This window comes from Leptolyngbya sp. FACHB-8 (assembly GCF_014695575.1).
Classification (GTDB): domain Bacteria; phylum Cyanobacteriota; class Cyanobacteriia; order Elainellales; family Elainellaceae; genus Vacuolonema.
In genome coordinates this window covers 1-13,558 of sequence record NZ_JACJOO010000068.1, presented here as the reverse complement: position 1 = coordinate 13,558, position 13,558 = coordinate 1, and the positions used below count along the sequence as shown (strand labels likewise).

Here is a 13,558-nt window from a genome sequence, read left to right as displayed (position 1 = left end):
GATTTAGACAACTTTTCTAGTGTATCACAGGGTGTACTGACGCAGTATTTATGGGTTGTAGTGTCAGCAATTCTCAGTATGGGCCTCAAAGCCAAGAGTTCACGCCCGAAGGGCACGAACTCTCAGCTTTGAAGCTCGAAAATAGCCCGCCGAAGGCGGGCTATTTTCGGGTTGGATTTCAAAATGAGAATTGCTGTTGTAGTGTCAGCAATTCTCAGTATGGGCCTCAAAGCCAAGAGTTCACGCCCGTAGGGCGTGAACTCTTGGCTTTGAGGCCCGAAAACTGTGCGCCTTCGGCGCGCAGTTTTCGGGCCTGATTTCAAAATGAGAATTGCTGTTGTAGTGTGTTCCGCACACTACAACCCATAAGCATGTACCAGGACTTACATAAGCCCTGTTATCTACTGGTGAATAGCGCCATTGGGCATGGTTGCCCCTTTGAGAATGGCACCTGTCAGATCGGCTCCGGTTAGATCGGCCCCTGATAGATTGGCCTTGGTGAAATTGCTGCCTGTGAGCGTTGCTCCTTGCAAATTTGCGCGTACCAGGACGGCTTCTGTGAAATCAGCATTGCTCAGATCGGACTGGCTCAGGTTGGCACGGATGAGACTGGCTTTCCTAAAATTGGAGCCTGTCAGGTCCGAATTGCTCAAATTTGCTCCGACCCCATTAGCCTGTTCAGCGTCAGCATTAATCATCTGAGTTCCTTGCAGATCTGCATCTCTCAGATCGGCTTTGGATGGATCTGCATCACTCAGGTTGGCCCCCCGCAGAACTGCATTGTTGAGTTCAGCCTTCATTAGAATTGCATTGTTCAGATTCGCCCCGCTCAAATTGGCTTCCATGAAATTTGTGCGGATCAAGTTAGCGTCTGAGAAATCTGCCTCCATCAAATCTGCCTGGCTCAGGTCGAGGCCGCGTAAATCTTGTCCACTAAAGTCGGCATGGGTGAGGTCGGGTCTGACTTTGGCATTTTTTTCGCGCCAGCGATTCCACAGAATGACATCCCGCTTGAATAATGCCAAATGCTCTCGTTTTGCCACAGCAATCGCCCTCCCATTCTCAACCCATCAACTTCATGGTGAAATGGTCAGGCGATCGCGGTAACCCTCCATTGATAGATCCATAAACGAAAAAGGGGTGAGCAATGCCCACCCCTTTTTCATGACAACTTAGCTTTCCGATCCCAAACAGCGGATTGCTTCTAACATTCCCCGTGCCTTATTTAAGGTTTCCTGGTATTCAGTCTCGGGAACGGAATCGGCAACTAAGCCTGCCCCAGCCTGAACGGTGACAGTCGAAGTGCCATCGGGCTGACTACGGACGACCATGGTGCGGATGGCGATCGCCGTGTTCAACTGCCCCTCAAAGTCGTAGTACCCATAGGCCCCCGAATAAATCCCTCGGCGGCAACCCTCCAGTTCATGGATAATTTCCATCGCGCGGATTTTAGGAGCTCCACTGACGGTCCCAGCCGGGAATGTGGCCTTCAGCAAATCCCAGGCCGAACGCTCCTGGGGAAGTTGGCCCACCACGTTGCTGACAATGTGCATCACGTGGGAGTAGCGTTCAATCACCATCAACTCATCGACTTTGACCGAGCCAATCTGGCAGACGCGGCCCAGATCGTTACGGCCCAGGTCTACGAGCATGACATGTTCAGCAACTTCCTTGGGGTCCTTGAGCAGATCTTCGGCATAGGCGTTGTCTTCGGTGGTGGTTCTGCCTCGGGGGCGAGTTCCGGCGATCGGGCGTAGTGTTGCAACGCGATCGCGACTATCCGCAGAATTCTCTGCTTTGACCATGACTTCAGGGCTAGAGCCAATGATTTGCCAATCGCCAAAGTGGAAATAAGCCATGTAGGGCGATGGATTGATTAAGCGCAGAGAGCGATATAGCGAGAACGGATCCCCTTCATAGGGGGCGGTGAGTTGCTGAGAAATAACAACCTGAAAAATATCTCCAGCTTTGATGTACTCCTTTGCCTTCTCAACGTTGGCGCAGTATTGCTCTTTGGTTACGGTGCTGGTGAAGTTGACGGGGGAAGTGGTTGCCCGGTCTGAAGTGGGTGGTGTCCACTCCAACACCGTGTCATTGCCTGAGAGGGGAAGTCGGAGCTTGGCGACCATTTGTCGGACGCGATCGCACGCCTGCTCATAAGCAACCTGCCGATCCGTTCCTGAATCGCGTACATCTGCATAGGCCACCGCCCAGATCTTCCGCTTCACCTGATCGAAAATCAGCAGTTGATCCACCTGCATCCATAACCCATCCGGCAAGTCACCTTCCCCGGCTGCGTAGACCGGAACACGAGGCTCAATCCAATTAATCAGCTCATAGCCCCAGAATCCGAACAGGCCACCGATGCCAGCGGGAAGTTGCGGCAGCGTAACCGGGGTGTAGGGTTCCAGACATTCCGCTAGGACGTTGAAGGGATCGCCCTGTAGTTGGCGTTGAGTGCCATCACGGTAAGTTTGGGTGGTGCGATCGCCCCATGTTTCAAGTACCCATAAAGGATTGCAGCCCACCATGCTATAGCGACCGATGCGATCGCCCCCTTCCACCGACTCCAACAAGAAGCTGTAGGGTTGCCCCGCGCATACCTTATACCAGGCCGACACGGGTGTATCCAGGTCTGCCACCCACTCCTGGTATACCGGAACAAAGTTACCCTGTTCTGACAGCCTGGAAAATTGTTCAAAGTCGGGAAAAATCATGGACGTGGATGCATCTAGAAAATTACAAGGGATATCACTGCCAGCAATGCTCATTCTGAACTGAGGATGAACAGCGGAATGAGAAACGCTATCTGTTGCCGGGGCATTTGAACAGGATAGCTTGTCCGGGGTAGCACGACTGTGTGAAACCTGAGTTCGGGTGAAGGGCTGTTTCGAGGGGTGCGCTTTGCGCAGATCAAAACGGGCACATGGGCTTATTCCCAATTGAGATCCCGACGTACAGAAGTGATGACGTGGCACGCAGCGGGATCCCCATCTTCACTAAAAGAACAAAAAAGGAGTAGGGTTACCCTACTCCTTCAATGAACTTAAGTGGTTAAACAGGTAACAGATTTGATTTAGGAATCAAAAGTGCTACGGCCGCTGAACTTGATTGTCGCAGGGCTGGGGTTGCTACCGATATTACGGCCAACGCTGTTTACAGCTTCCCGGCCTGGGTTTACCTTCTCGGGGAAGACACCGTCTGCAGGGTGCAGATATTGGGTTTCATCGTTGGGGAAAATCCGGTAAATCTTGTAGTTATCGATACGGGGCTTGAACTTCGAGCGAAGCTGGCCACCCAGGGCGATGCACTGCTCCTTACGAGCCAGATAGAGAATGTTATCGCCTTCCCGCATGGTGGCAGCACCACCTGTAGGCATTTCGAAAACTTGCTCTTTCGGGCTAGTCCAGGTAATGGCATATTTCTCTTCGGTCTCAGCTTTGGTGAGGAGACCACCTGTGCTGCCACCGAAAAGAGGAGTTTGTCCAGTAAGCGCTTCTGTCATGAATGTTTCCCTGAAAAGGTTGCCTGAACATTTTTCTGGATGGTATCACTCCGTTTGAGCCGCATTAGTGAATTGTTCAGGAACTGTTACAGTTCTTTGTGATTTACATTTCTTAGTTATTTTTCTATTAAAAATGGGGGCTTAACCCCCATTTTTTCATCTAAAGCTCATCGAATTGATGTGTTAGTTCTAGTGGCCCTAACCCGATCTCGTTGGGAGAGAGCGATCGCACTTCAAAAAAGGCCAGCATGTCCTTCATAGTGGGATTACCGCGGCTAGCTCCCGTGGATCCTTTAGCAATCACCAGGCCACATTGGCCTTTGGTTTTCTTGCAGCGCTGATCCCACTTTTTGCGAGCTTCAATATGAATGGGATCTTCTTCATCGAACTCACCAAAGAGGTGAAAATCACCATCTAGGGTTTTGAGAATGCCCAAATCATAGTGAATTTCATTAATGGGGTCTTCTCCGGGATTGAAGCAGATGGCTTCTAGCCCGCCTGCTGCCTGGAGCCCTTCAATCAAACTCATTGCTTTGGGACGAGTCGTTTGAATCAGGACAATGGGGAACCATTCCAGTTTTTTGGGTAGCTCAGTCGTTGAAGGCTGGTGTACTTTAACCGACTGACGCAATTCTTCCAACACTTGGAATGGCATAGCTCCCAAGCTGTAGAACGAGTCACGAGGAATCAGGTCATCCCGTAAAACCGGGACAACGTCAAACTCCAGGGCTTCCAGGTCGTCATCCAGGCTGAAGTCTTCAGTCATTTCCGCCAGTTCCTCTGCCAGGTCAGGAAGGGTGGCGACGGTAACCGAAACCTTTTTTCCCTGCTGTTGTGGATCTGCGATGCGGTACCGGCTGGTCAGAGGGGGAAACTCTGCCATGTCAATTTCTTCTAAATGATCCTGAAAAAATCGATATAGCGCCTGCAGTGCTACGAGCATGACGCTGGCTTCTTCTTCATGCAAAATAGGGCGCATGCCTTCCAGCGGGTGGAGGCTGCCAAAGGCGGGTTCAATGGGGGGCAAACCGTCGCGCCCATGACCATTACTTTCGGCGGTGCTCTGGTCGTAGGTTACAAAAAAGCAATCCTGTTGCAGAAAGGCATGCTCAAGGTTTTTGGGGTTGTCTTCGGCACTCAACACCTCCTGCCGGAACCGCTTGAGGGAGTCTACCGAGCGATACATCAAAATTCCATACTCCATACCCAACATGCCCAGGATGGAGACATACAACGTGTCTATATCTTCGTAGTTGAGTTTGATGGAGATAATCTTTTCTTCGTCCAAATTTTGCCAGGGGGCCTCTTTCCAGACGTTGAGGGCAACCTCGGTAAGGGCATCAGCGTCTTCAGCAGGTAGATGAGGATGCCGTTTGTTGGCAACTTCTTGGAGGCTCTGAAAGATTTCGTCAATCAGTGGCAGGTCGGGGGTGTAATCCACCGTGATATCCAGGTCTTGTAGAACCCCACGTAGAAAGAATTGCACTTCGCGATCGCGCACCAAAATTCTCTGGGGCCGTGCCGGTTGGATTTGCGCGCCGCTTGGGGCTTCCATGGCCCGTAATAGCGTTCTGACCAAAGCTTCGGGGCCACTATCGGGGGGGACCATATCCATGGCGCGTACAGCTTCATCAACCCCATCCACCCAGAGGATGCAGTCACCTGAGAGGTTAGAATCTGCCACCAAGTCACCTAGCCCATCGGTGGCTAGCAGACGGCGATCGCCTTCCCAAACACTGGGCACCTGACGCAATTTCTTGAGACGGCGGCGGGTAGCGGGCGTAAGACCAGACATACACAAACCCCAAAGGTTTCGTTTACCAAAAATCTAGCGTTGAGCATTGAGTGGCAGTTGAGCCGATCCATCTTAGCTGCCCTCATGCACATATCAACCAACGCTAGATACCCTAACCCTAACTGGGTTGATGCGATACATCGCATATCTTCAATCTATCGAACCCTGGAGAAATAGGTTGTTAATATTACTTATCCGCTACCATCGAGATAGGATAACGCGATCGCCAATTTTTATTCCTTGGCTTTTGCATCGAGATTTTGAGTAGCAAGGAGCGTTGAACCCCCATGACACAGACGGCATCTTCTCAGCAACGGGGCATTATGATGACGGATTCTGCCATCAAGCAGGTCATGGCACTGCGGGAGAAGCAGGGCAGGGACCTTTGCTTGCGGGTTGGCGTCCGACAAGGCGGCTGCTCGGGCATGTCCTACACAATGGACTTTGAAGACCCCAACAATATGCAGCCGAACGATGAGGTATTTGACTACGACGGTTTCAAAGTGTTGTGTGATCCCAAGAGCATGTTGTATCTCTATGGTCTGGTGCTCGACTATAGCGATTCAATGATTGGCGGTGGCTTCCAATTTACCAACCCCAACGCATCCCAAACTTGCGGCTGCGGTAAGTCCTTCTCCTAAAGCAATTCCTGAAAGAACCTCAGAAAGGAATGTGCCCAGTGCTTAGCGCTGGGCACATTCCTTTCTGAGGTTCTTTAGCTGGTCGCTGTGCGTCTAGTTGAGCGTACTCTGTACATTCACCAGGACTTACGTATTCGTGTTGTGGGTGGGGTGCTTCGCACCCCACCCACAACACGAATACACTTGAACTCCGGTTAACCAGTAATCACAAGACTTCTTGCATGAATCGGTTTTTGAGGGCGTAGGTGACCACTTACGCAGGAAGTCTACAGGTCTAGAACAGAACCCGGTGAGTTATATTTTTTAGGTTGTGCGATTGGGAATATCTGAGTCGTTATGAGTGAGTTGACCGCTGAAGCCCAGTTTGACCAGGGTTTAGAGCGTTACCGGGCAGGAGAAAGCCCAGCTAGCTTAATTCCAACCTTTAAGGATTTGTGCGATCGCGTACCCAAGAGCAGCCCAGCATGGACCTGCTTGGCCTGGCTCTATTTGTTGGACAATAAACCTTCGCAAGCGTATAAAGCTGCTCAGAAGGCTGTGAAGTTAAACCCACAGGATCCTCAGGCGCGGGTAAATCTAGCGGTCGCGATGCTAGAAACCGCCAAAACCGGCGTCCGAGAGCACATTGATATAGCTTCACAACTAATCATGGCAGTTCCGGAACTTCAGGAAGAAGTGCAACAAAATATTGAGGACGGCCTTTCTCGTAAACCGGAGTGGAAAAGCTTAACCCGCATTAAACGGTGGTTGTTCGAAGAAGAATAAGTCGCGCTTTACAATCAGTTAACAATTGCATCCCCGTGAGATCGCGGAGGACAAATCCGTCGAATCCGTCTATCGCAGGGATCACGGGGATCAAAAGAAACTAAACCTCAGGATGGAGAATATTGAGCAATCGCAATGATTACACAAGATATTTAATGATGGCTCAGAAAAAACGAATGATAAGATTTTGTGAAATCAACGATGAGTACACCTTATCGTTGATTTTTCGGTCATTCGGTCATCCAAGGAGAGTCAACATGTTTTCTAACGACGTACAAGTTAAGCCTGATACTCGTAACCATCGTGGCTTCTTTGTTCAAGAAGGTGATTACAAATTCATGGGCATCGATCAATCCGGTTGGGCATTGATCTGCATTGATGAAGCCACCTGCCACTATGTTGATCCGGATAACCTGCAAGCCATGATGGCGCAAGCTGAAGAGTAGAACTGGAGTCACACTCCATTAGTCACATGAATATGAAACAAGAGGCTCGTTGCTCCTCCCATGAGGCGGCGAGCCTCTTCCATTTGTTCTCTATAGTCTTTGTCAAGTTAGTTAACCTCAGTTTGGGATAAGCTGAAGTGCTCATTTTGGCGTGCGCAAAGCGCACGCCAAAATGAGCGTTTTCGAGTGCCGCACGTTGCGCGGCACTCGAAAACACCCTTAACCCGAACTCAGGTTAGTTAGGGCATCAGGAGCGAGTGGGAAACCTGCTCCCGCTCGCTCCTGATGCCCTAATAACAAGTAAGGTTCAATGCCGATATAAAAAGGCCGCACCACTTTTTATATCGGCATTGAACCCGACATGATATAACAACACGGCACTGGCAAGATTAGGACTGATGCCTGCTTGTGGTGTGTGCATCAGGCCTGCCACAAGCATGTTCTAGCTTTCGCGATCGCGCTCGTACATAATGTCTAGAATTCGCCGAATTGTTGTTTGATCCTGCTCGACAGGTACTTGTTGGAGATAAAACTCCAGATCGCCGATAGCGTCATCCCAACGGCCCTGCTCGTAGTAGAGGAGGCCGCGATCGCGCCGTTCGCTCAACGCATCAGGTGCGATGAGTAAAATTCGCTCGACGGATGCCAGGGTTCGATCCAAATCGCCTTGCTTCAGGTAGATCATCTTCAGATTAGTCAGCATCCGAATGAGGAATTGATGAGGGCTGACTGCTTGTAAAAACTCTGCCCGTAACTCTACAGGACGACCATAGATCTGGCTCAGGCGATCGCGGCAATCCTCAGGGAATAGCACTTCTCCATGGTGGAATGGGTCGACGAACACCTCCATCTCATTTACCGTAGGCCGAATCAAAAAATGTCCTGGCATCCCTACCCCTACCATAGGAAAGCCAATCCGCTGGCTCACCTCCAAATACACCAGTGACAACGTGATGGGAATACCTGTGCGGCGCTCAATGACTTGATTCAGGTAGCTGTTGCGTGGGTCATAGTAATCCTTGGTATTACCCACGAAGCCCAGGTCTTCGAACAGGTAACCGTTAAGGGCTTGAATCGTTTTGAGGGGGTAACGCTCTGCAGGCAATCGCTCTGATACCTCTGCCGCCATCGTATCCAGGGCATTGAGATACTCGTCAGTATCCAACTCTGGGTATTCTTCCGCAGCGATGTATAGGGCTGCCCGAGCCAAGCTGATTTCATCCTCGGGCTGCTCTATTTCCTGAGAAAACCGTTGTCGGGCCTCTACTCCGTTCATCCCTCCCTCCTACTGATTCATTAACCATTCCAATCGGGCTTTTGCCAGTTCCAGCTTGTTGGCGACCTGAGGATTCAGGCTGTCTTGCGTATCTTCGGCCACAACGGGTTCAGAGCTTTTGTTATCTCCCAGCAGGTTAACGGTGCTGCGCAAACGGTCGGAGAGGAAAGTGGCGATCGCCTGGTAGAAGTGCGATGCGAACGCCACGTCCTGGGATAATTTCATATTCAGCTGAGAGCGGGAAATAACCCAAACTGCTGAATCTGCTTGTGCCATTACGGTTGCGGAAGGAGGACGAGAATCAATGAAAGAAATTTCCCCTAACACTTCCCCACCACCAATGCGAGCAATTTCCATGCCGCCTTTTGCCTGTACCGAAACCGAAAACATTCCTGCCAGAACAATGTACAACGCATCAATGCGTTGGCCTTCAATAATCAACGTGTTGCCCACCGGAATCTGGGTGCGCTTGCCATTCTTGAGAATCCATTCAAAGTCCCGGTCATTCAAGGCTGCCAGGAGATATAGTGCTTTTCTCATGCGTTTAACTTACGTAGGTACCCAAGGTGAATGGGGGGCGGCAGGTCAAGCAAGGGGCAGAACCAGCGCTGCAACAGCCTGTAGCTCTGAAGCTGTGGAGTCGGCTAAATAATGCCATTTGCTCTTTCAGCATACCGAGAGAGTTTGAAAACCGTCCCGATGCTAAAAGGAGTGAAAACATTCGCAATAAACCTTCCACCGATTGCAGCCGCTGTTCAGGGAATATTGTCACCATACCCATTGATCCCTGGCTTTGCGGATTGCATGAGTTGAAAAGTCAGCTACGCGAGTTTTTACCCATGGAGCCAATTTCGTTTCTAGATTTATCGTGATTACTCATCGCGATAGTCTGAGCCCGAACCGTAAGTCCAGGCATCTAAGCGGCGATGCCAGCGGTACTGCTTAGCAGGAGGACGAGTATGAATCCAGGGGAGGAGCGATCGCCCCAACCCGTGCAACCCTGTGTAAAGCCCCAAGTTGCCGTAATGCCATAGCCACTCCGTCACGGCCGGAATGCCCACCTGCGGCAAAATTTTTAGGACCAAACCAGGATGATTTACTGTTGTGAGAGCCAGCGTTTGGGCTAGAGGTATAAACTGCACCACATCCTGCAGAAACGGCTTCAGCACTGGTTCACCCAGGGCGTTCATCTCGGTAAATACAGCCGAAAGTAACTGGTTGATCTGTTCCGGATTTACGGCTTGGCCAACCCTGGCGCTCATAGACTGCTGAAATAGCCAGGTGACTGACAAGCTGGGTTGATAGGGTTGTAGCAAAGACAAATCTTTCTTCCCCAGGGCATCGGCATGAAGGGCCTCGTCAATTCCATCTGTGAGGCGGTGTAGATGCCGGATCATGGCCCCAAAACCGCCAAAGCTTAGAGGAGATTGGCTCCCGCTACTATCACCGATATGCAGTATCCGATCCCAGGTCGATGCTAACGGACTTTGACGGTAACAAGGAAAAAAGCCGAACAGTGCCCGTTTAAAGTTCAGGTTTGTTAAATCCACCTGTTGGTAAGACGGTAACAGCCGGAAGTAGTCGTCAAATAAGGTCTCCAGGGAAGGGCGATCGGGGTGAGTGTCACCATAGGTGAATAGATAGGTCGTGCGGCCATCCCGTGCCGGAAATGCTTCCCAGAAGTATTGCTGGCTATCGCTGAGTGGCGTAATAGAGGCAAATAAATCTCCTGTCTCGTTCTGCGGAAACCCAGTACCACAGGTGCCTACGACCATACAGACTGCATCGGGTCGGGTTTGCCCCCGAGCTTGCCGAGCAATGGGTGAGAAATGTCCCATGGCATCTATCAGAAGCCGGGCTGTATAGGTTTCTCTGGCTTTTACCTGGACGCCATCGGGGTAGGCGATCGCCCCCTCAAACCCGGTATGCTCCTTCAGCACTCCACCCGCTGCCAAAAACTTTGCTTTCAGGGTCTCCAGCAACATCACTGGATCGACCCCCACATTCAGTACATCCTTCACCCAAAACTCAGCCCCTCCATGGAATGCAATGCGTCCGGGGTTGTACTCGCTGGCGATCGCCCCCTGCAATTCCTCCGGAGTCAGCAATTCCAGTTCAACCAACTCTTGTAACTCGCGGCGGGAAATATTCCACTCCTGCTCTCGCCCCCGCAGTTGCCCTCGTTCCAGCAGCAACACCCGCCATCCCCGCTGCACCAGCGCTGCGCCCAAAAGAATCCCCAACGTCCCGCCAGCGATCACCACATCCCATTCCACGTCCCCAATCTTTTTAAGGCTCCACCGAATGACCTCAGATACAGGTAGGGTGCCCTGCCGATACTGTTGCCAGAGGCGATCGGCCCCCTGCAATCCCTGCAACGGTTGCCCCGGCATCTGCCCCAAAATCGTCTCCGTCAAGCCCATAACTTCCAGCCCCCGTAACGCCACACTTCCAAAGATTACGCATTCAACCCAATTTTGGGAGAGCTCGGTACAGACGCACCAAGCCCTCTCAGAATTGGATTTTCAGATAGGCTTATAAACCTGCTTCAAAACTTCAGTAATGCCAAGCGGCCTAACAACACCTATGCAAAACCTCCTGGGGCAAGGGGGCCTGGAGGACAGGCCGCCGCCCACCGACCGGGAAGTTTGCTGGGCGATGCGCCTCTAATCCAGATCTTCAACTAAGCCAGCAAAGTGCCCAACGTACTACAGCATCGTGTCGCTTGGTTTAGAAGAAGTATGGCGTTACGTAACACACTCCCTCTCAATCAACTTATAGCAATGTGCAAGTGCTTAAGTACAGAAACGGTGGTGTGGGGCATGAAGTGCCCCACACCACCGTACTTAATTAACCTGCACAGCGCTTTAAATACTGCAACGGAAACTCAAAAGAAATGGCGCAACACAAAGCGTCACGCCACTTCCTATATCCTCAACAAAACCGTAAAAAGGCAAGTTCTGATTGAGAGTTATTGCTATTTTCCAAAAATCCGGCTAAACCTTCCCCTACGTCAGTAGAAACTATGGTTGGAAAAGGGTTTTAAGAACCAGGAGTTCGCAGATTTTCCAAACCGGCTGTTACACGGGCAGATTCAATGCGATCGCCCTGCTGAATCCCATCAACCACATCCATGCCGTTGGTCACATAACCAAACACGGCATAGCTACCATCCAGGAAACCCAAATCTGCCAGGGCAAAGTAAAACTGCGCCGAAGCCGAATCCGGATTCTGAGAACGAGCCATGGCTACCGCCCCACGGGTATGACGCAGAACTGGAGGCGAACTAATCCGAGCCATCTCAAACGTACGGCTATAAACTGGTGCATCCGCCCCCTGAGGTTTAATTTCCAGGGGGATAGAACGCTCTTTAGAGGTTTCTGGGTCAATAAACCCACCTGTACCCAGACGGCTGGCCGGAACATTCGGATCGCTGCCCTGTGGGTCGCCCCCTTGCACCACAAAGGGCTGAGGCTCCCGCACCACGCGGTGGAAAACCAACCCATTGTAGACACCCCGGTTAACCAGATCCACAAAATTTCCGGCCGTGACAGGGGCATTGGTGCCATCGACCTTGATCGTAATAGGCGAACCCTTCACAATCATTTCGACAGTTGCCTCACCCGCCAGAGACGGCAGATTGGCATAGGGTTGCTGAGAAGACGTAGAAGAAGCCACTGGACTCGGCGATGCTCCATCGGAGGTTGACTTTGCCGATTGTACAGAACAGCCTGCCGTTAATACCAGGGCGATCGCCAGAACTGGCAGCAGCCACGCCCGAATTTGCTTCAACCAGGCCATACGGAAAGACCTCATCTAATTCAACGTTCCCCATGCTAGCCCAAAGGTAGGGCATCAAGTTTTGTAGTATCGCTGTAGCAAAATAGAAAACTTTAGCTACTGAACACTAGAGAGATAGCGCGCCGAATTGTGCTGCGCACTACCTGCATTGAATTGAAAGAGAAATTACAAACCTTCAAGAGGCACACCCAAAAAACGTGCCAGTTCTGCTCCCTGGTTCTCCAAAGCGGCAAGGGGTAGAGGCTGCCCTACACGAGTCAAAGGAATTTCGCCCTTGCCCTTAACACGCAGGTAGAGTGCACGTTTTGGGTTAACGCCATCCCGCAAGTCAACTCGGATGGCCTGGATGTCCTCCAGCTTATGAGTCACATCAATCTTGCGGTTCTTCCCAGGAAAGCCCCAGCGGAAAATGTGAACTTGGCCTGTCTCCTGGCTAAATTCGTTGTAGCCGCCGCCAATATCCCAGGCCACCACAAGCCAAAGATAGGTAGCCAATAGCAAAGCTGCTACCCCATAAAACCCCATCACCAACCCTTGCGGGACGAAGATTAACTGAGTCGCATCAGAAAAGGGCAGCAAATTTACTTGCAGAAAACTGGAGAGGCTGGACAGCAGAAACCCGACACCTCCAGCGGTAATGACCGCTGCCCACCAGTAGTTGCTAAAACGGCGAGCCCCCAGAATGGTCTGACGTAAAACTTTTTTATTTTCGGAAACTGTGGATGCAGTCATAAAGCAGTGATATTGGGTACGCCCGAAATGGCTTCTCAATAGATTTTACAAGGCCAGGGGTAGAGAAGGCAGAAGATGGAAGGCAGACGGTGGAAGGAAAGCAAATTTAGGAATAGAGCGGTTTTCAAATCGTGACAGCAATGTAAATACTTCTAAGCAAAAATGCTTACTTTCTGTGCCTTCCCTTCTGCCCTATGCCTTCTGCCCTATGCCTTTCCCCAAATGAGAATCTAAGTTTCGGATTGTAAATTTTTTCATCTCTATCTATCATATAAGTCAATTATCCCTACCCCGACAGACCCCGGTTTGCCCTTGGCAAATTATGGAATAATACGAGCAAATGGTTTTAGTGTCCGGTGCTCACCTGAGGGGGTAGGGTACCGTCTCTCTCGAAATTGTCGCGCCTCTGGTACGGCAGTTTCAGGAAAAGCTTGACGCCATATTAAGAGGATATGAAATGACCATAGCAATGGGACGGGCGCAGGAGCAGCGGGGATGGTTTGACGTCCTCGATGACTGGCTCAAGCGTGACCGATTCGTCTTCGTCGGCTGGTCTGGCATCCTGCTGTTTCCCTGTGCTTACCTGGCACTGGGCGG

The 13,558-nt window shown here is 51.0% G+C and carries 12 protein-coding genes and 1 pseudogene; 4 read left to right on the top strand and 9 right to left on the bottom strand.

From position 1 onward, the window contains the following. Window positions 1-401: 401 nt before the first annotated feature. From H6F91_RS18070 to H6F91_RS18055, 4 genes are all read right to left on the bottom strand, one after another. Window positions 402-1,043, bottom strand: coding sequence for a pentapeptide repeat-containing protein (locus H6F91_RS18070; protein WP_190773369.1), 642 nt, complete (start codon window positions 1,041-1,043; stop codon window positions 402-404). A gap of 129 nt (window positions 1,044-1,172) precedes the next feature. After that, complete coding sequence (gene trpE / locus H6F91_RS18065; RefSeq protein ID WP_190773370.1) at window positions 1,173-2,717, bottom strand: anthranilate synthase component I; 1,545 nt, start codon at window positions 2,715-2,717, stop codon at window positions 1,173-1,175. A 359-nt stretch (window positions 2,718-3,076) separates the two neighbouring features. After that, window positions 3,077-3,505 (bottom strand): photosystem I reaction center subunit II PsaD, encoded by a 429-nt coding sequence (locus H6F91_RS18060; protein WP_190773371.1) that lies wholly within the window; start codon window positions 3,503-3,505, stop codon window positions 3,077-3,079. Window positions 3,506-3,665: 160 nt separating this feature from the next. Then, the gene (locus H6F91_RS18055) at window positions 3,666-5,300 is read right to left on the bottom strand and encodes a hypothetical protein (protein ID WP_190773372.1); all 1,635 of its coding nucleotides are present in this window, start codon (window positions 5,298-5,300) and stop codon (window positions 3,666-3,668) included. A 287-nt stretch (window positions 5,301-5,587) separates the two neighbouring features. Here H6F91_RS18055 and H6F91_RS18050 point away from each other — a divergent pair, with 287 nt between their 5' ends. The 3 genes from H6F91_RS18050 (at window position 5,588) to H6F91_RS18040 (ending at window position 7,152) form a co-directional block, all read left to right on the top strand. After that, on the top strand, window positions 5,588-5,941 hold the full coding sequence (locus tag H6F91_RS18050; protein WP_190773373.1) for an iron-sulfur cluster assembly accessory protein: 354 nt from the start codon (window positions 5,588-5,590) through the stop codon (window positions 5,939-5,941). Window positions 5,942-6,277: 336 nt separating this feature from the next. Beyond that, window positions 6,278-6,706 carry a tetratricopeptide repeat protein gene (locus H6F91_RS18045; RefSeq protein ID WP_190773374.1) on the top strand — a complete coding sequence of 143 codons (429 nt, stop codon included), beginning with the start codon at window positions 6,278-6,280 and terminating at the stop codon, window positions 6,704-6,706. 257 nt (window positions 6,707-6,963) lie between these two features. Further along, window positions 6,964-7,152, top strand: coding sequence for a hypothetical protein (locus H6F91_RS18040; protein WP_190773375.1), 189 nt, complete (start codon window positions 6,964-6,966; stop codon window positions 7,150-7,152). Window positions 7,153-7,594: 442 nt separating this feature from the next. Here the strand turns inward: H6F91_RS18040 and H6F91_RS18035 are convergent, their stop codons facing one another. From H6F91_RS18035 to H6F91_RS18015, 5 genes are all read right to left on the bottom strand, one after another. Then, entirely contained in the window at window positions 7,595-8,428 is an 834-nt protein-coding gene (locus H6F91_RS18035; protein WP_190773376.1) for a transglutaminase-like domain-containing protein, read from the bottom strand. A gap of 9 nt (window positions 8,429-8,437) precedes the next feature. Beyond that, window positions 8,438-8,968, bottom strand: a complete 531-nt coding sequence (locus H6F91_RS18030) for a cyclic nucleotide-binding domain-containing protein (protein WP_190773377.1) — start codon at window positions 8,966-8,968, stop codon at window positions 8,438-8,440. Window positions 8,969-9,300: 332 nt separating this feature from the next. Then, on the bottom strand, window positions 9,301-10,851 hold the full coding sequence (locus H6F91_RS18025; protein WP_190773390.1) for an FAD-binding oxidoreductase: 1,551 nt from the start codon (window positions 10,849-10,851) through the stop codon (window positions 9,301-9,303). A gap of 619 nt (window positions 10,852-11,470) precedes the next feature. Next, entirely contained in the window at window positions 11,471-12,244 is a 774-nt protein-coding gene (locus tag H6F91_RS18020) for a peptidylprolyl isomerase (protein WP_190773378.1), read from the bottom strand. A 150-nt stretch (window positions 12,245-12,394) separates the two neighbouring features. Beyond that, complete coding sequence (locus tag H6F91_RS18015) at window positions 12,395-12,961, bottom strand: photosystem I assembly protein Ycf4 (protein WP_190773379.1); 567 nt, start codon at window positions 12,959-12,961, stop codon at window positions 12,395-12,397. A 457-nt stretch (window positions 12,962-13,418) separates the two neighbouring features. Here H6F91_RS18015 and H6F91_RS18010 point away from each other — a divergent pair. Next, window positions 13,419-13,558 (top strand): annotated as a pseudogene (locus tag H6F91_RS18010) (photosystem II D2 protein (photosystem q(a) protein)); the annotation flags it as partial.